The organism is Lysinibacillus sp. NPDC094177 (genome assembly GCF_050279145.1).
Lineage (GTDB): Bacteria > Bacillota > Bacilli > Bacillales_A > Planococcaceae > Lysinibacillus.
Window position 1 is genome coordinate 75,275 of the sequence record NZ_JBNNTW010000005.1, and the last position, 18,029, is coordinate 93,303.

The window sequence follows — 18,029 nt, forward strand, 5'->3', positions numbered from 1 at the left end:
AAGAGAATTTTGCGAAAAAAATGAAGCCTAGCTGATTCAGTAGGCTTCATTTTTTCATAGATACCATGGCAATTTATAATCCATTTTCTTACCTTGTTTACTAATTTTATCTATTATTTTCCATTTATCATCTTTCTTTTGTACTTGATAACTTACATTTGTCCCATCAGACTGTTTAAAGAGTATATAACCTGTATTGCCTTTCATAAAGGTTACAGGGTCTATAACATTTTTGTAGGGTATCTTTCGCTCAGGTAACAAAATGTTGGTTACTATTTCTTCTACAATATTAGCAAGGGGTTTAAATTCATTATTTATTTCTGCTTTGTATTGCAATTGATTATATGTGTAAGAATTGTAAGACGCTAAGTTCAGCTTAAACGTCTGTTTTATATCAGAAAGTGTTGCACTATAGAATGCATTTAAATTCTTTTCTACTTGATCTCCCACATGTTTAAAACTAATTGTTTTTATCCCATTTGGTCTTACCTCAAAAGTCATTGTTTCTGTACCAAAAGGAGGGTCATGTGCATGTTCAAATGTTGTGACTTGAACTTCGATAATAAAACTAAACTGACTATTATGTTCTCTGATGATACTCAGAATCTTAGCATCATATAAACCATATTGCTTAAGATTTCCATAGTAATTTATAATTTCTTTTTCTATGGATGGGTTAAGGATTGTAATCAATGTATCATACATAAGCTTATTATCAGCTTGTTCACTTACGGCATTCATCTTACTAGGGATAATCAAAATAGTTACTGTAGCCATTAAAATAAAAGTTAATTTTTTCATGGAGTATTAAGCCTCACTATAATATGTTTATAAATAACATGTGTTAATAAGAGCAAATTATCTATAGTTTTTTTTGAAATTGAAGAAACGCGATTGATCCTGAGGTGAGAACATGAGAAAAATATTATCGCTTTCGTTATCCGTAATGTTTTTAATGATACTATGCACAGCGGACATTTTCTCAAATCCACTACGATAACATGCATCTAATTGTTTCTTTTCACACGATTAACAAAGCTATCTTATTATGTTACTTTTTGCTTTTTTTGCTGACACAGAATCTATAACGTTTTCAGCTTTCACTATGGGCGATAGTATTTGTTACAAAAACAATCTTGGGAAAAACCAAATAAAGATATGAAAAAGGCTTTGAATGGCGGTTATTACCGTTTATTCAAAGCCTTTTCACTGCGGATTATTGAATCATACTCTTCTTAATTAGATGGTATTACAGCACCATTATGACTTTAGTAAAAAAATAATGATATATACATGCCATATTCGCAATTCGTTTACTATTTAGCAAGTCAAACACAATACAAAACTACTATATTTTAACAAAATACTTTCATGGTATAATGTTCCTGAAAAAGGAGTGATTTATTTGGGAAATCGAAATTATTTTAAAGTAATAAAATTTCTAGTATGTTTATCTGTTTGTTTATGTATCATAAACTATCCGATTATTTCCTTTGCTGAGACATTTGATACCAATTTAACTAGCGAAAAAAGCAATTCTAATGATATTGATACTGGTATAGCAAACTTGAACTACAATAACAACGAAGTATTAGCAGTGAAAGGGGATAAGATTGATAGTTTTGTTCCAAGAGAAGGTATAAACTCCAATGATAAATTTATAGTGGTTGAACGGAACAAAAAATCACTTACTACTTCACCAGTGGATATTTCAATTATCGATTCAATGGCGAATCGTGCCTATCCAGGAGCAATACAACTTGCAAATCAAGCTTTTGTGGACAATCAACCTAGTTTATTGACGGCTAAAAGAAAACCGATGAATATAAGCATAGATTTACCTGGCATGAGAAGAGAAAACACAACGACCGTGAATAATCCTACATATGGAAATGTATCTGGTGCAGTAGATGAGCTAGTATCTACTTGGAGTGAAAAATATTCAACAACCCATACTTTACCCGCAAGACTACAATATTCAGAAGCAATGGTTTATAGCAAATCTCAAATAGCAAGCGCTCTGAATGTTAACGCCCAAGTTCTTGACAATTCACTGGGAATTGACTTTAATGCGATTGCTAATGGAGAGAAAAAAGTGATGGTTGCGGCATATAAACAAATATTTTATACCGTAAGTGCGGAACTACCTAACAATCCATCAGACCTGTTTGATGATAGTGTTCATTTTGAAGAGTTAACCCGTAAAGGGGTAAGTAATGATGCGCCTCCTGTTATGGTGTCAAATGTAGCTTATGGCAGAACAATTTATGTGAAATTGGAAACAAGCTCTAAGAGCAAGGACGTACAAGCTGCATTTAAAGCCTTACTGAAGGATGCCAATACTAATGTAGAAACTAGTGGACAGTACAAAGATATATTTGAAGAAAGTTCCTTTACTGCTGTAGTATTAGGCGGGGATTCACAAAAGCATAATCAGGTTGTCTCAAAAGACTTTAATGATATTAGAAAAATAATTCAAGATAACGCAGAATTTAGTCTTAAAAATCCAGCATACCCACTTTCATATACAAGTGTTTTCTTAAAGGATAATTCAATTGCTGCTGTTCATAACAATACAGATTATATCGAGACGACAGCTACAGAATATTCTAGAGGCAAAATCATCCTTGATCATTACGGTGCATATGTTGCTCAATTTGAAGTAGCTTGGGATGAAATTTCATATGATGAAAACGGGAAAGAAGTACTATCCCATAAAACTTGGGATGGAAGCTGGAAAGACAAAACGGCTCATTTCACTACAGTAATACCACTTCCGCCTAATTCAAAAAATATAAGAATTTATGCAAGAGAATGTACAGGTCTTGCATGGGATTGGTGGAGAACAATTATTGATGAATACAATGTTCCATTATCTAATGAAATAAAAGTTTCAATTGGAGGAACTACATTATATCCAACAGGTAATATTAATTAATTAGGTATAAACTTAAACTTCCATCCTGAAAAAACAAACGGCTGAGACTCTTGTTACACAAGAACTTCAGCCGTTTTTGTTTTAGATGAAAATTGTTTTGTAACTTAGAATAAACAATTCCGTCAAATATTAGGGGGGATGTGCATGAGGAAATATTTTTTATATTTAGTAGCTCTTTTTGGACTTACTATAATGGGGTGTTCAAATACTAATGGATTGTCAGGAGGAGAGCCGCCTAAAGTCTATATAGACATTGATAATAAAAAATTTGAAACTACACTCGGTACTTATTGTTGGCAAAGTACATGCGTTGATACTGCTGGACCAGTTGAACAATTAGCAGGTAAAAAGCCTATAAAAGTTAAATCTGGTGAAAATATAACTATTGTGATAAATTACGAACCAAAACCAAGTGAATTTCATCTTGCACAAATAAGTAATAACAAGGAAACCGAAGTCATGGTTAAAGACAATAGTTTTACCGCACCTACACAACGTGGCGTTTATTATTATTCTTATGGCATATGGTGGAAGGATGAAAAAGAAGCGAATTTATCTAATGGCGACGCTTTCTATGCCTTCGTTTTAGAAGTAGATTAGTTATTCCATAACAAATTGGCTGAGTATCGTGTGCTATAGGTTTGCCAGTAGAGTAAATCAGAAAACGTCAAAATTAGCGAAGATGCTGTCGAGATAACAAAAGCCAAATGCGAAGTTCTAAAAGTCAAAAGAAGTTTGTTATAAGAAGGACCCTTATAGTTCATTTAGAGTGCGAAAATCGCCATTATCGCACTCTACCTTTGATTTAATAATTTTCATATTAATAAATGTTGAAGGTAGAGTTTTAAAATATCGGTAAATTTTCTAATTCTGCGAAAATTTTAGAGCTAATATCTTCAGGTGAAGTAATTGATAATAACGGAATATCAATTGATACAGCACTTTGCATTCCCCAGTAACGGTTCTTTGCTTTTTCTAAGGTTGTGCTTGTCCATACGCCATTAATTTTAGTAATTTCAAAAAATTTATCTACTCTGAATGGATCCCAAAAAACCCAGTGATCAGAAATCGTTGGAATTTTGTTCCATTTTGAAAAATCGAATTGATACCTAGTTAATGAAATAGTAGGATAATTGTTTTCTCCTTCGAGGTCAACCTCAATACCATAAATAAATCCATCTTTCAAATTTTGAATATGTTTTAGAGGGACATCTTTTTCTAGTTGATATAATTTAATAAAATTGTTTGTTAACCATCCGTCATAATCTGAATCTGATTTCCAACGTAAAAATTTTGGAGTAAGTGGAATAAACCCTTCTTTCTCTGCAATCCTGTCTAATTCAGAAAATAATAAATTTAAATTTTTATAGGTTTCTTTTAATACAAAAATTGAATTCGAAATATTTTGTCCCACATTAGTCAGTTGTGTTGTATTCATAAACTTGGTCCTCCTTAATTGTTTTAGTTGGCCAAATCCAAGTGTTATTGCTTATTGAATCTTCATGCTTAAAAGAATAGGCTGATCTCACAATCGGTTGATTAAAAATATTTGAATTAAAGCCTTTAAAGCAAGTAAGTCCCTTTTTTGATAATAAAGCTTGTAAATCGCTGAGTATTAGCTGCTGTCCTGTTTCAATTTGATCAACATCCAGATTTAGTAACGAGTCGTGAATATCTTGCCAACACATAAATCCAAGTTCGATCGAAGGTGAAATAATAGATCTATTCAAAATGTTTTTCCTTACTGTATTCATCATCTCGTATGGAGCAAGAAACAGTAAGTACGATTCTCGATCTTTTGAATATTTCTCAATCATTCTTGAATAACGGGCCAATTGATGTATACTTTCTGTGTAATCTAGCTCAATTCCATCAACTTGATCCTCGGATGAAAGGCCGCTCAAATATTTAACTTCTATACCAATAACCGCTTTGTCATTAATAAGTAAAACATCAATTTCTCCCTCTTCCTCACGGTGCCAGAACTCTATTTGAGTTGCATGTCCTTTTTCATTCTCTATAAATTCCAGCCATTTTTCACTAACTTGTTTTTGATTAAATTGCGCTGTTGAAAAAACATGCTTCAAACCGAGTTCAAAAGGCAGATATCGAATGGTCCCAAAGAAATCACCTGTAAGCTTATCTTCAAGACGATCTGATAAATTGCTACCAGTCTGTGAAATTTTATTATAGATTTCAGCTAACAAATTCATCACTCCATTCTACTATTTTTAGTTTACAATAAGTAAATAGGAAAATATATCCTTAATGAGGTGTAAAGTATTTTATTTAATAATTGTATTCAGTCATAAGTAAGATAGTTTTCGGTGAAATAAATGATAGTAGTTAGGGAGGGGAAGATGTTTGGAGTTTATTGATTTCCTAAAAAATAGGTATTTACTAATTAATGGTGTAAAAAAGTTGAAAGACAACTCAGTTTCTCAATATAATAGCAGACTTATCCAGCTGAAAAAATTTACTTTATGGTTATAATTGATGTATGAAAAACACCAGCAACTAAAATAGATTAAGTTTAAGGAGGAAGAGTATGTATAATGAACTTCTCAAAATAGGACCGATAACCATTTATGGATATGGATTAATGATTGCACTGGGTATATTCCTTGCATACCGACTCATTGAATATCGTGCTAAGAATCGTCAGTTAGAATTATCACATGTTTTTTCTTTGACAGTGTGGGGATTGATAGGTGGTTTTACTGGCGCAAAGCTTCTGTATTGGATCACTCAATTCCCAAATATCATCAATAATCCTAGCATTCTTTGGAACATTGGTGAAGGATTTGTTGTTTACGGTGGAATTATTGGCGGGATTGTGGCCGGTTTCATTTATTGTAAACTACATAATATTAATTTTTTGCAACATCTTGATCTTTTTGTCCCCTCAATTGCACTAGCTCAAGGATTTGGAAGAATTGGTTGTCTACTTGCTGGCTGCTGCTATGGAGAAGAAACACATAGTCCATTTGGAATTACTTTTCATAACTCAGAAATTGCACCGAATGATATTAAATTAGTACCTACACAAATTATGGAGAGTGTGTTTAGTTTTATACTATGTATACTTTTGCTTTTATTAGCGAGAAAGACTAAAAAACCTGGACTAGTTTCTTGTGTGTATTTGCTTCTTTATAGTGCAGGAAGATTTGTAATTGAGTTTTACAGAGGTGATGTAATTCGAGGACAAATAGGGATATTTTCAACTTCGCAATTTATTGCATTACTTATCGTCCTTATGACTAGCCTAGTATTAGTTTTTTCACAATACCATAAGAGTAAATATACAGGTAAAAATGCATAGTAGAATAAGTACTATTTGACTTGGCTAAAATATTACGCTTCTGTCCATTATGGACAAGAAGCTTTTTTTGTTGCTTTGAAAAAAACAATGGGATAAGGCAAATAGCTGTTTTAAATCTGTTAATGACATACTGACAGGGAAATAATAATCGGTCTTTGGTGATTCAATCACTGTGTAAAATCATTAGCAAGTTAGTGATCTTTAAGACAATATTTGGAGAACGATTATAAGACAAGAATATTCAGACAAACATGTTAAATTTTTTATATAAACCCAAAAGAAATAGTTGTTGATGGATAAGATCAATCTCAGTTGGATAAAATATTTGTGAGCTAAAAAAGTTCAAATTTCAAGGATTGGGAGGACTAAATATGTCATCTGAAATGGGAGAAATACATCGTACTGGTCGAGACATTAATGACGAAATAGTACATTTTGGTGGGCAAGCTGAGAGTGTTTTTAGTTCATTGGCTGAACCAGCTCGACTTTCAATACAAAAGAAAGCAGACGAATTAGCTGCACAGTATCTTGAAAGTAATCCTAATCCAGACTATTATGATTGTGTTGAAATTGTAGCAGAGGGAGTTTTGACAGCAGGGAAAGATATAAAGACTAGCAGTGGTTCTTGGGGAGAATCAGTAGATGTAGCACTTGGTGCTGGTGTTCAAATTCCAGCAGCAAAAATAGCTTGTAAAAGAATAACGACGTTGTCTTAACATTAATTTTTGAAAAAGCGTAGGCGTAAAAAGCTTATGCTTTTTGATATTTATTGAAGTCTTTTATCCTCTCCTCAATAGTAATATTAGTTGTCTGGACATTCTTGTCCAAAGTGTCTGCAAGTTCTTGACAATATACGATATGTTCATATGAGTATTTTTCGATCCAAGCCCATTTTCAACGCTAAATAATTTTAGTTTACATAATATTAATTCCTTGGTCACTACATTCTAATTATCGAATGGTTCCTATAATTTATCATTCAAAAGGGAATTATTCGTTTAAATAAATGTATATCTATCCAATATTGATAAAAATTATTCAAAAGAGAGATGAACCTAGCTGGTTGTTACTGAATCACGATACATGTTTGTTAAAGAATAAATATATAGGATTTAAGAACAGGAATATCCGAAGTAGAAAAATGGTCGAATTTGTTTTAATAAATAGCTGAAATGGTTGAGAAAAAAGTGGTTGTACTTAAGCTAGGGCAAAATAGCTCAATATCATACACTTTCATAGTCCGATTACCTGAGAGCTTTCTACTCGAATGTAATTTATAGTATGCTAACCATAAGGAGGAGAGGAATTTATGGTTAAACAATTGATCGTCGGTGACGCAACGTATGAATTGGCTAATACACGTCGCCTTCTGGAACGCTTACCCGAGGAGCATATGTCATGGAGACCACATGAGAAATCAATGAGGCTTGCCGAGCTGGCCACGCACCTGATCAACCTGCTGAACTGGCAAATTGCAATTCTTCAGTACCCAGAGTTTGATCTTTCAACCGTGCCGCTGCGACGGAAGTCTTTGGAAAAACAATCTGAAATTCTGGATGAGTTTGACGCAAACGTCGGCAAATTGAAAAATTTGCTGGATGAATGTGACGAGAAAACGCTCGGTGAGGAATGGACGCTGCGCCACGGTGACCAAATCATTCGCCGTGAGCCACGAGCAATTGCGTTACGCACCTTCGGATTAAACCACATGGTCCACCATCGGGCGCAACTCGGGATATACTTGCGCCTACTTGATATTTCGGTGCCGGGCATCTACGGTCCCTCGGCCGACGAGGACGCCAAATGAACTAAGTATCTTGATCCTATAAGTGTAATAGACTTATGTATAAAATCTCATATTTAATGAAGATATATGTCACTTTTAAGTAACGTGGACAGTTATATCAAAACTTTGATCAATATTGGTTGTAAAATAGCTAATCAATACGCTAGAGCAACTACCCTTAATCGATGTGCAGGACACCGCACCGTTAGATACACTCATGCTCAGATCAGAGAAGATTCTGACTATCTTTAAGGTGCCGAAAAAATAATGATTTATATTATGGTAACAGTAGCGCCCCCTGAACAACAGGTGGGCGCTATTTGACGCTTACATTTATTCTTTCTTTGCTATAATATTGTGCGGCTTTCCTCGGATGAATCCTCATCATTTGGTATAATAAAGTATAGACTTTTTTTAGAACGGAGCAATTGATATGAATAGAGCGCAAAAAGCGTTTTTTGAGGAAAAGGAGCGTTCACTTGGCGTTCGTCTAAATGATGTGCAGACGCAGGCAGTGCTGCAAACGAATGGCCCGCTGTTACTATTGGCATCTCCCGGTTCAGGAAAAACGACGACAATAATTATGCGTATTGGCTATATGATTGAGGCGCTTGGTGTGAATCCTTCTCGCATAAAGGCTGTCACGTTTAGTAAGGCATCGGCCAGTGATATGAAGGAACGTTTTGCAAAGTTTTTCCCGCATTTGCCACCGGTTGATTTTTCGACGATTCATAGTTTAGCATTTCAAGTTGTGCGGCAGACACTTGAACGACAGGGAATTTTGTACGGCATCATTGAAGAATCGGACAAGCCTGGTGTTGTTTCAAAAAAACGAGTGCTTCGCGAGATTTTTGAACAATTAAATGGCTCAAAAATTACTGAAGATGAGTTAGACGAGCTACTGACGTACATAACGTTTATCAAAAATAAAATGCTGCCAGAACAGGAATGGGCAATTGCAGAAGTAAAGGTGCCAAGAAAAGTCGAGATTTTACAGCGTTATGAGGAATATAAGCGCACAGGTAGTGACCGTTTGTTAATTGATTTTGACGATATGCTATTAATGGCGAATGATATTTTCACGAAAAATCGAGAGGTGCTGTCGCAATTCCAACGCCGCTACGATTATTATTTAACGGATGAAAGTCAGGATACATCGCCCGTTCAACATGCGATCATCGCAAAGCTTGTCGCAGTCCATCAAAATTTATGCGTCGTTGCGGATGAGGATCAGGCCATTTATAGCTGGCGCGGTGCAGAGCCAGATTATTTGTTGAATTTCCGAAAGATATATCCGGAGGCGCATGTTTTACTTATGACGCAAAACTATCGTTCATCCGCAACGATTGTAGAGCCAGCCAATATATTCATTCGGCGAAATAAAAAGCGTTATAACAAACAAATGTTTACGGAAAATCCTGCAGCAGAGCCAATCTCGTTTAAAATCCTAGAGAATTACAATTTGCAGGCCAAATATTTAGTGAACCAGTTGAAAAATCTGTCTAAGCGTGGCTCAACGGCTATTTTATATCGAAATAATACGTCAGCCATTCCGCTTATGGACGCGATTGACAGAGCAGGTTTGCCTTTCTATATGAAAGATTCCACGATTCGCTTTTTCACGCATTGGGTCGTGGAGGATATTATGAACTTCATGCGTCTAGCGTACAATACAAAAAATATATCGGTGTTTGAAAAAGTTTACAGAAAAATGAATGCTTATATTACACCAACGCAATTGAAGGCACTACAGAAATTGCCGGAAGATGGCTGCGTATTCACACAGTTGTTAGAGCATGTTGAGTTAAAGGATTATCAGCCTGAATATATTAAGCGGATTCGCAAAACGTATGATAGCATTCAATTTGATAAAACCACGCCAACAGCCATGCTAGAGCATATCCGTAATGACTTTGGTTATGAGCGTACCTTAAAAAACATGAGTGAGAAACTCGGTTTTAATTATGAAAATTTACTAGATATTGTGGATGTACTTGGTTTAATTGCTCGTCATACACCGACAATGACCGAATTTGCAGGTCGTTTGAAGCAGCTTGAAAATTTAGCACGCTCTTCTCATATAAAAAATGATTTGAATGCAATTACACTGACAACATTGCACAGTTCAAAAGGCTTGGAGTTTGACCGTGTGTATTTGATTGACTTGATTGAGGGGATTATACCTAGTGAGACGGAAGAAGAAATCGAGGAAGAAACGCGACTCTTTTATGTCGGTATCACACGTGCGATTCGCCATCTAGAATTAATTTCGTATAATAGGCGCTTTAATACAAGTGTGGTGCCATCGATTTTCATGAAGGAATTAAAACAAATCGTCTCACCTCAGCAATTGCCTAAGAAAGCGCCGAAAAGTCCGAGGAAAGCTCAGAAACAATACCGTAATGAGCGGACGATTACAACCGAGTCAGCGTTAATCGTTGGCTCAAAAGTAAAGCATGTGATTTTGGGAGAAGGGGAAATATTAGCCGTTACGAGTAGCACGATTGAATTGTCATGTGCTACGGGGATTAAGAAGTTTTTAACGGATACATGTTTACAGCAAGGCTATTTAGAAACGATGGAAGATTAAATGAAGCGTATTCGGGATATTTTCGAATACGCTTTTATAGTTGTGCTATTTTGTAGGGATTCCTTAATGGGAAAATATCAGACTTTACTTCGTAATGTGTCAAAGTATGCGAGTTATGTGTGTATATAAAATTGAGAAAAAAGAGAGCCAGTGTCTCAAGTCTGTTTATGTTTGACTGTTTTCTTATAGATTGTTGCTATCAAAGAAACGAAGTAGGTTTTTGAATAAAAAGTAACAAGATACGAAGAATAAGCAGTAAACATAAATCAGAGGTGAGTGTTGATGGTTAAACAATACTTAGTCATATTAGGAGTTTTATTTATTGTTATTACTTCTACGCAAGTTGTTAAATCAGAAACAATTCCAAAAGCAGAAGAAATGTATGTCACAACAGAGGACATTATTTTAGATATTGTATTCCCACATATTGATAAAAGAGTAATAAGTGAGTATGGGCAGAATACACTTTTGAATTGGCAATGGAAAGGAATTTTTGATATAACTTACAATGACAATCATTCCTATGATGTTACTGTAAAAATTGAAATCCCATCGAAAAATCTTGACGATGCTAAAGAAGATTTAGTTAAAGTAAGAATTTCCCCAGCTTGTGATAGTGAAAAGATTAATAAGCAGAAATGTAATCATGGTTTCAAAATTGATATATTAGATTACAAACATTTATCACAATTGCCTTCACACTGACCTGAGCCTATGCCACATTAACAAGTATCCATCTATCCCATTCTTTAATAGTCTGAGCGCTGTTCATTAGGACCAAAAAGAAAAGCACATCAGCTACCACAATCCATCAAAAAATACTGAAAAAGGTACTATGATATAATTGCGGTAAATTTGATTAAGTTAAAAAAGTTGATTAGGAGTAGATCTCCTTATCAACTTTTTTATGTGCGCCCGGCATGCGCATGAAGTAGAGGATGCAAGACAGAAGTAGAGGTTAGCCACGAGCAAGGGGCGGTGTTTTAAATGAAAGCTTATTCCTCAATAAATACCATTAGTTAAAACTTATCTGTATTTTATAGTTACTCAAAAGTACACTATAGGATAGACTTCAGTCTAGAAACAGAATGGTTAATTATAAGTATTAAAAAATAATATTTACTATATCTTCACTCCACCTTCCTTATTGTCCAAACAACTATATTCGATATGAATAAAATAATATATAGAATAGGAGGTGAATATAAAATGGCATCATTTGAAATTGGAGCGAGAAGTCTTTTCAATTTTCGAAACGAACGCTTTTTCCTATTAGTTGAAGATGAAATTACAATTCCAGATCAAGGTGTGGAGATTGACCCAGTCAATATCTATGAGATTGACCAACAAACTTTCAACTTTATAAGAGATGAAGGAGATACACCTGTAATTCGACCAGTTATTACTCTTCCACCTGTACCACCTGGATTTAAATTAGAACGAAAATGTATTTTTACAGTTGATAATGCATACTACGTAATTTATGATTTAGAAAATGGAACAGATAACAATGTTTTATTAAGAATCGGTGCAGCTTTATTTAACTCCATGAGAAATTCTGGTGTTCGTGAATGTGTTCCACAAAATTTCATTTAATTAGATGGGTATGTTATATATCCCCTCAATAATGGCTTTATATTTAACAAACGGCTTTACAAAAAACAAGCGATCAATTTTATTGGTTGCTTGTTTTTTATTTTGAAGGTACTTACGCATGTTTAACACTTCAAAATTAAACGGCTGAATTATTATTTAACAGTTTACAAATAAAACACACTGGATGTTGTCCTTATTTTGATATAGCGCTTCATCTGTACGATTGTCATAAACTCTAAACATATTTTCTTTCCTTCTTTGTGACACGATCCTCATATTGTTCATTATTTTTTATTTCCCTTTTTACTTTGATAACTTATACTTCATAGTAACGAAAGGGAAGATTTTCAATGAACAACAGTTTAATATCAAAATTAAAAGGCTATGCAAAAAAATTAAAACAAAATTTATATGTACTTTATTTGTCCTATAAAGATCCCAGAACACCATGGTATGCTAAGCTTGTAGCAATGTTCGTAGTTGCATATGCTTTTAGCCCTATAGATTTAATTCCAGATTTTATTCCTGTTATAGGGTATCTTGATGATTTAATAATTGTACCTTTGGGAATTATCCTCGCCTTAAAATTAATTCCACCACATGTAATTGAGGATAATAAAGAAGCTGCAGATAAATTAAAACTATCTGAAAAACCAAAGAATTGGTTTGTTGGAATACTTTTTATAATCATCTGGATTATATTCGCTGCTTGGATTAGTAAAATTATTATTCATCATATTTAAAGAAATGTTCAGCAAGATTCCTCCTTCCTTGCTGAACATTTCTTTTAGATACTCATTCAATAGAGAGGTTGCCCAGAATGCCAGAGACAGATTATTCAAAGGAGATTACCGATAGGCTGTATATATCCGTAACAACTGTCTGTACGATTCTAAGAAATGTATACAGAAAACTAGACATTCATTCAAAAAACGAACTAGTTTCAAAGAAATTCTGATAAAAACGATTAAATTGTTGGCAGTAACATTTGCAATTTGCATTTACACTGTATTTGAAGGATATTCTGAAAGAGAAATTCACAGTAATTACGAGTTACTAATTTGGTCTGAGGCAACTTATTTTTATGTTCTAAATTTATTTAGTGATGGTAAAAAAGGTTGTTGTAGACCCACTCGATATTCGTCTGATATCATAGTTGAGTATTAATTTAAGGTAAAAGATTAAGGGCATTTGGGGAGAAATTCTTCCCTCATTTTTAGTTATACAACTCTTAATCGGAGGAGAAATAAATGGTTAGTGAAAGAGAACAAATTAGCAAAAAAGTTGCATGGATTGCACTTATATCCAACCTAATTCTAATGATGGGTAAAATCTTCTTTGGTCTTTTTGGAGGGAGTGAGGCTGTATTTGCAGACGGAATACACTCTGGTGCAGATGTAGTAGCTTCGATTGCTGTGCTAGCAGTTGTAGGTATCTCTAATAAACCACCTGATAAGGATCATCCCTTTGGGCATGGTAAGGCAGAGGTTATTAGTGAGGCGATCGTCGGAATTATTCTAATATTAGTTTCACTTTATATATTAGTAGAAGCAATTTTAGCATTTTTTGATAAACCCGGTGTACCACAGTACAGTGCATTAATTGTAGCTATAATTTCTTACATAGCGAAAGAAATATTATATAGATACTCCATAAAACAGGGTAAAAAGTGGAATAGCAAGGCTATTATAGCGATTGCTTATGATCATAAAGGTGATATCGTTGCTTCCCTTGCAGCATTTATAGGAGTCCTCTTGGCGATTATAGGAAATGCAATTGGATGGACATTTTTGTTATACGCGGACGCTATTGCAAGTGCTTTAGTAGCATACTTTGTTTTTAGAATCGCAATGGAATTAGTAAAACCTTCTGTTGATATTTTAATGGAAAAAAGCGTGGATCAAGATCTTTTAGATGGATATGAATCTACTATTCATGAATTTTACCAAGTAAAACGAATAGACAAAATCCGTGCAAGAGAACACGGTCACTATAAGATTCTAGACGTTCGTCTATCACTTAATCATGATTTAACAATTAAAGAAGGCCATGATATTGCTCGTGAAATAAAAAATAAACTATTAAATAACTATCCAGATGTAGGGGAAGTCCTTATTCATATAAATCCTTACTATATAGAACCTATTCAAGAGTAGTAGTACCATTTTGTGCAGCTTGAACTAGTGACGCTAATTTCGATGCAGTTATTGCTTGTTTTACAGCTTTAATAACCACCGTATTCATGAATTGCCTAAATCGAATCATGTATTTTGATAAAAACAAGAAGCCTTCAAATATAAGGCTTCTTGCTTTTTTATTGGCTAACCTTGATGGTCATTCAATTGTAGAGCGCCTTAGAAGTCCTGTTCACTTATGAATGCACCCATTTCGGTTCATGTTCGATGAACCTTATACGAACGAATGATAGCATTTTGCTCAGGCGCACGGTTTATTTTTGTTATAATTAACAGAAAAGGGAGGTATTATATGAAATTAACCGTTTTAGTTGACAATAATACTTTAATTGATCGCTATTTTTTGGGGGAGCCTGGGCTTTCTTTTTTTATTGAAGAAGGGGATAAACGTATCCTTTTTGATACCGGATATTCTGATGCATTTTTAAAAAATGCAGATAAAATGAGAATTGATTTAAGAAATCTCGATTATGTTGTCTTGTCGCATGGGCATGTGGATCATACATGGGGACTTACGCATTTAATTAGACTACATATGGAAGCAAAAAATGAAGAAATACTACACAATACGCCTAAGATTATTGGGCATCCATTGGTTTTTAACACTAAACTATTTGATCCAGTAGGAGAGATAGGGAGTATCTTATCTCATGAAAAGTTAAGTAGACACTTTCCAGTCCGATTAACTAAAGAACCATTGTGGCTAACAGATCGACTAGTATTTCTAGGAGAAATTAAAAGAATTTTTGATTTTGAAGGGAAAGATTCTATAGGCCAAGTTGTGACAGATCAAGGGAATGTTAACGACTTCGTTTTGGATGACACAGCAATCGTTTATAAATCTTCAGAAGGGTTAGTTATTATCGTTGGATGTGCACATTCTGGGATATGTAACATTATTGAATATGCCAAAGAGGTATGTCAGGAAGAGAGAGTAGTTGATATTATTGGAGGATTTCACCTATTAAATCCGACGAAAGAGCAGTTAGACAATACAGTTCGTTATATAAAAGATCTTAAACCTACTAAGCTTCATGCTTGCCATTGTACAGATTTACACTCTAAAATAGCTCTTTCGACAGCTGCTTATTTAGGAGAAGTTGGAGTAGGTTTACAACTTTCCTATATGGAGTTGGGAAAGTAAGTATTTAAAAGCACTATATAAATGCAATTATATTTCGTGTTACAATAGATTCGCAGCATCCAGCTGACTCCTTTTTAGGAAGGAGGTGTACTGCTGTTTCTTATCCATCACGCGTTAAAAAGGCCAAGGCTGAAACGAAAAAGAAACGTGAAAAAAGATTAGCCATCTTTCGTCACGCTACAGATTTATTCCGTTTTTTTGATACTTTGTATCGTCTTTTTCGGATGATGCTGTAAAAAACTTACGTTTCACCGCTTTGTCTAGCCAACAAAGCGGTGTTTTTTAGTAAAATAATCAAAAAAAGCGACTGGGAGCCACCCAATCGCCGTGTACTGCTGTAGATCCATCACGCATGAATCTTACTATCTTCATTGTATGCAAATAGCACAAACATGTCAATGAATTACTTTAATCTATGCAACAAAACTTCATTTTATGCATAGATATTATGGACAGCTTAAATTGACTTATTAAAGTTTAGTAGATATTCATAATTAATTCCGTTGAGGCCAATATTATTTTGGGATTTCTTATTAACAGCTATTATGTACTTAACATAAGCATTAATGTTGAAAAATCTTTGTAAAATGCACTTTTCGTACAGATTGTTGCTATAATAGCCTTGATCAAATTTTGTAGAAGTAGTTTATTTTTGTTCTTGATAATGAATGGCCACTTTAAATTCTTCGGTAGCTAAGATATTGTAAAACATATTTCTACTATTTCCGTTTGCTATTGTCCCTGTAATCGTATGGACTATCCATAAATAGAATTCCTCATCGTTAAGTTCGATCTTATATTGCGGACCTATTTTGTTATCTACTTTACCGAATTCTCTAGCTTAAATTGGTACATAATCGATTTATTATTGAACTTATAAGCAATGATTACACTGTAAAGAGTCAAAATTTATTAGAAAAAATGGGTGAAAATCTGTTGCAATTATCATTTAATATGCATAACATAAGTGTATAGTTATATATTAATTTAATCACCTGTACTTATCCGGTGATTTTATTTTAGATAAAATATAAGCAAATGATTATATAAGGAGAATAGATATGGAAAACACACTAATTGAAAAACAATTAAAAGCAGCAGCAGATTTGAATCGCATTAAATTACTTGCATGCATGAAAAATGGGGAAGTTTGTGTATGTGACTTTGTGGATGTTTTAGGTATTTCACAACCAGCAGTTAGTCAGCATCTTCGAAAATTAAAGGAGGCAGGCATTATTACCGAACGCAAGGTTGGTACATGGAAGCATTATCGTTTAGTTGAGGAACAGACGACACTTATGAAAGGTATTTTAGAACAAATTGAGCCTTTAAAGGGTTGTAATTGTAGCTCGGACTGTACACAAATAGGGGATGAAAATTAATGGATAATGAATCTTTAACAAAACAGCTCTCATTTTTAGATCGCTACCTTACTCTTTGGATTTTTGTTGCTATGGGTATTGGCGTTCTTTTAAGTATAACAATGCCCAATATCGGAGAAGCATTAGAATCCATGTCAGTTGGTACAACTTCGATACCGATTGCCATAGGGCTAATTGTGATGATGTATCCACCACTGGCAAAAGTAAAATATGAGGAAATGTGGCGTGTGTTTAAGGATTGGAAAGTTCTTTTACTGTCACTTTTCCAAAACTGGTTACTGGGTCCGTTCTTAATGTTCTTTTTGGCCATTATATTCTTACGAGATTATCCAGAGTACATGGCTGGGCTCATTATGATTGGCTTAGCTCGATGTATTGCGATGGTAATCGTGTGGAATGATTTAGCTCGTGGAGATCGTGAATATGTGGCTGGTTTAGTTGCCTTTAACTCCATATTTCAAATCGTTACATATTCGATTTTTGCTTACTTTTTCTTAAATGTATTACCTGGTTGGTTTGGCTTAGTGAATTTTAATGTATCCATTTCCATGTGGGAAATTACGAAAAGTGTCCTTATTTACTTAGGAATACCGTTTGCAGCTGGATTCCTAACACGTTTAATAGGTATCAAAACAAAAGGGAAACAATGGTATGAGGAAAGGTTCTTACCAAAAATTTCACCCCTTACTTTAATTGCACTACTGTTCACAATTGTGATGATGTTTGCATTAAAGGGTGAGAAATTAGTGGAATTACCACTTGATGTTGTACGAATTGCTATTCCATTATTTATTTACTTTGTTGTGATGTTTGCAGTTTCATTCTTTTCTTCTCGTAAAGCAGGTGCATCTTATCCTGTCACAGCAGCTCTTTCGTTTACGGCTGCTAGTAACAACTTTGAGTTAGCCATTGCTGTAGCTGTAGGCGTTTTTGGACTTCATAGTGGAGTGGCTTTTGCCGCTGTTATTGGTCCACTTGTTGAAGTACCGGTACTCATTGGACTTGTATGGGTTGCTCTACGATGGCAAAAGAAATACTTTAAAACTATTAAATTATAAGAATTATAAGGAGCACTT

At 34.3% G+C, this 18,029-nt stretch carries 17 protein-coding genes; 14 read left to right on the forward strand and 3 right to left on the reverse strand.

What is annotated here, in order from left to right:
• Positions 1–54 precede the first annotated feature (54 nt).
• Complete coding sequence (locus tag ACQKNC_RS10210) at positions 55–801, reverse strand: DUF3888 domain-containing protein (RefSeq protein WP_427424737.1); 747 nt, start codon at positions 799–801, stop codon at positions 55–57.
• Between the two features lie 604 nt (positions 802–1,405).
• On the opposite strand from ACQKNC_RS10210, the gene ACQKNC_RS10215 reads away from it, so the two are divergent.
• Both ACQKNC_RS10215 and ACQKNC_RS10220 read left to right on the forward strand, forming a co-directional pair.
• Complete coding sequence (locus ACQKNC_RS10215; RefSeq protein WP_427424738.1) at positions 1,406–2,938, forward strand: thiol-activated cytolysin family protein; 1,533 nt, start codon at positions 1,406–1,408, stop codon at positions 2,936–2,938.
• Positions 2,939–3,082: 144 nt separating this feature from the next.
• A complete protein-coding gene (locus ACQKNC_RS10220; protein ID WP_427424739.1) occupies positions 3,083–3,538 on the forward strand; it encodes a hypothetical protein in 456 nt (151 codons plus the stop codon).
• A 244-nt stretch (positions 3,539–3,782) separates the two neighbouring features.
• Here the strand turns inward: ACQKNC_RS10220 and ACQKNC_RS10225 are convergent, their stop codons facing one another.
• Together ACQKNC_RS10225 and ACQKNC_RS10230 are read right to left on the reverse strand one after the other, a co-directional pair.
• Positions 3,783–4,376, reverse strand: a complete 594-nt coding sequence (locus ACQKNC_RS10225; protein ID WP_427424740.1) for a hypothetical protein — start codon at positions 4,374–4,376, stop codon at positions 3,783–3,785.
• On the reverse strand, positions 4,354–5,145 hold the full coding sequence (locus ACQKNC_RS10230; protein ID WP_427424741.1) for an NERD domain-containing protein: 792 nt from the start codon (positions 5,143–5,145) through the stop codon (positions 4,354–4,356). The genes ACQKNC_RS10225 and ACQKNC_RS10230 overlap by 23 nt, the downstream gene beginning before the upstream one ends.
• A gap of 341 nt (positions 5,146–5,486) precedes the next feature.
• Here ACQKNC_RS10230 and ACQKNC_RS10235 point away from each other — a divergent pair, with 341 nt between their 5' ends.
• The 12 genes from ACQKNC_RS10235 (at position 5,487) to arsB (ending at position 18,011) form a co-directional block, all read left to right on the forward strand.
• Complete coding sequence (locus tag ACQKNC_RS10235) at positions 5,487–6,260, forward strand: prolipoprotein diacylglyceryl transferase (protein WP_427424742.1); 774 nt, start codon at positions 5,487–5,489, stop codon at positions 6,258–6,260.
• Positions 6,261–6,631: 371 nt separating this feature from the next.
• Positions 6,632–6,976 (forward strand): hypothetical protein, encoded by a 345-nt coding sequence (locus ACQKNC_RS10240; protein ID WP_427424743.1) that lies wholly within the window; start codon positions 6,632–6,634, stop codon positions 6,974–6,976.
• Positions 6,977–7,569: 593 nt separating this feature from the next.
• Positions 7,570–8,067: a DinB family protein gene (locus ACQKNC_RS10245; RefSeq protein ID WP_427424744.1), complete on the forward strand. Its 498-nt coding sequence runs from the start codon at positions 7,570–7,572 to the stop codon at positions 8,065–8,067.
• A gap of 412 nt (positions 8,068–8,479) precedes the next feature.
• The gene (locus ACQKNC_RS10250) at positions 8,480–10,636 is read left to right on the forward strand and encodes an ATP-dependent helicase (protein WP_427424745.1); all 2,157 of its coding nucleotides are present in this window, start codon (positions 8,480–8,482) and stop codon (positions 10,634–10,636) included.
• Between the two features lie 282 nt (positions 10,637–10,918).
• On the forward strand, positions 10,919–11,341 hold the full coding sequence (locus ACQKNC_RS10255) for a hypothetical protein (RefSeq protein WP_427424746.1): 423 nt from the start codon (positions 10,919–10,921) through the stop codon (positions 11,339–11,341).
• 504 nt (positions 11,342–11,845) lie between these two features.
• Positions 11,846–12,232 (forward strand): spore coat protein, encoded by a 387-nt coding sequence (locus ACQKNC_RS10260; protein WP_427424747.1) that lies wholly within the window; start codon positions 11,846–11,848, stop codon positions 12,230–12,232.
• A gap of 350 nt (positions 12,233–12,582) precedes the next feature.
• Positions 12,583–12,975 carry a YkvA family protein gene (locus tag ACQKNC_RS10265; protein WP_427424748.1) on the forward strand — a complete coding sequence of 131 codons (393 nt, stop codon included), beginning with the start codon at positions 12,583–12,585 and terminating at the stop codon, positions 12,973–12,975.
• 77 nt (positions 12,976–13,052) lie between these two features.
• Positions 13,053–13,190: a LuxR C-terminal-related transcriptional regulator gene (locus ACQKNC_RS10270; protein ID WP_427424749.1), complete on the forward strand. Its 138-nt coding sequence runs from the start codon at positions 13,053–13,055 to the stop codon at positions 13,188–13,190.
• 292 nt (positions 13,191–13,482) lie between these two features.
• Entirely contained in the window at positions 13,483–14,388 is a 906-nt protein-coding gene (locus ACQKNC_RS10275) for a cation diffusion facilitator family transporter (RefSeq protein WP_427424750.1), read from the forward strand.
• 331 nt (positions 14,389–14,719) lie between these two features.
• Positions 14,720–15,571, forward strand: a complete 852-nt coding sequence (locus ACQKNC_RS10280; protein WP_427424751.1) for an MBL fold metallo-hydrolase — start codon at positions 14,720–14,722, stop codon at positions 15,569–15,571.
• Between the two features lie 1,061 nt (positions 15,572–16,632).
• Positions 16,633–16,953, forward strand: coding sequence for an ArsR/SmtB family transcription factor (locus ACQKNC_RS10285; RefSeq protein WP_427424752.1), 321 nt, complete (start codon positions 16,633–16,635; stop codon positions 16,951–16,953).
• Complete coding sequence (gene arsB / locus ACQKNC_RS10290) at positions 16,953–18,011, forward strand: ACR3 family arsenite efflux transporter (protein ID WP_427424753.1); 1,059 nt, start codon at positions 16,953–16,955, stop codon at positions 18,009–18,011. The genes ACQKNC_RS10285 and arsB overlap by 1 nt, the downstream gene beginning before the upstream one ends.
• Positions 18,012–18,029: the final 18 nt, after the last annotated feature.

What these genes read in the sequence shown, in the direction of transcription:
- ACQKNC_RS10240 (WP_427424743.1), top strand. Translation starts at nt 6,632, where the DNA reads ATGTCATCTGAAATGGGAGAAATACATCGTACTGGTCGAGACATTAAT.
- ACQKNC_RS10285 (WP_427424752.1), top strand. Translation starts at nt 16,633, where the DNA reads ATGGAAAACACACTAATTGAAAAACAATTAAAAGCAGCAGCAGATTTG.
- ACQKNC_RS10225 (WP_427424740.1), bottom strand. Translation starts at nt 4,376, where the DNA reads ATGAATACAACACAACTGACTAATGTGGGACAAAATATTTCGAATTCA.
- ACQKNC_RS10210 (WP_427424737.1), bottom strand. Translation starts at nt 801, where the DNA reads ATGAAAAAATTAACTTTTATTTTAATGGCTACAGTAACTATTTTGATT.
- ACQKNC_RS10255 (WP_427424746.1), top strand. Translation starts at nt 10,919, where the DNA reads ATGGTTAAACAATACTTAGTCATATTAGGAGTTTTATTTATTGTTATT.
- ACQKNC_RS10250 (WP_427424745.1), top strand. Translation starts at nt 8,480, where the DNA reads ATGAATAGAGCGCAAAAAGCGTTTTTTGAGGAAAAGGAGCGTTCACTT.
- ACQKNC_RS10235 (WP_427424742.1), top strand. Translation starts at nt 5,487, where the DNA reads ATGTATAATGAACTTCTCAAAATAGGACCGATAACCATTTATGGATAT.
- ACQKNC_RS10260 (WP_427424747.1), top strand. Translation starts at nt 11,846, where the DNA reads ATGGCATCATTTGAAATTGGAGCGAGAAGTCTTTTCAATTTTCGAAAC.
- ACQKNC_RS10245 (WP_427424744.1), top strand. Translation starts at nt 7,570, where the DNA reads ATGGTTAAACAATTGATCGTCGGTGACGCAACGTATGAATTGGCTAAT.
- ACQKNC_RS10265 (WP_427424748.1), top strand. Translation starts at nt 12,583, where the DNA reads ATGAACAACAGTTTAATATCAAAATTAAAAGGCTATGCAAAAAAATTA.
- ACQKNC_RS10280 (WP_427424751.1), top strand. Translation starts at nt 14,720, where the DNA reads ATGAAATTAACCGTTTTAGTTGACAATAATACTTTAATTGATCGCTAT.
- ACQKNC_RS10270 (WP_427424749.1), top strand. Translation starts at nt 13,053, where the DNA reads ATGCCAGAGACAGATTATTCAAAGGAGATTACCGATAGGCTGTATATA.
- ACQKNC_RS10220 (WP_427424739.1), top strand. Translation starts at nt 3,083, where the DNA reads ATGAGGAAATATTTTTTATATTTAGTAGCTCTTTTTGGACTTACTATA.
- arsB (WP_427424753.1), top strand. Translation starts at nt 16,953, where the DNA reads ATGGATAATGAATCTTTAACAAAACAGCTCTCATTTTTAGATCGCTAC.
- ACQKNC_RS10275 (WP_427424750.1), top strand. Translation starts at nt 13,483, where the DNA reads ATGGTTAGTGAAAGAGAACAAATTAGCAAAAAAGTTGCATGGATTGCA.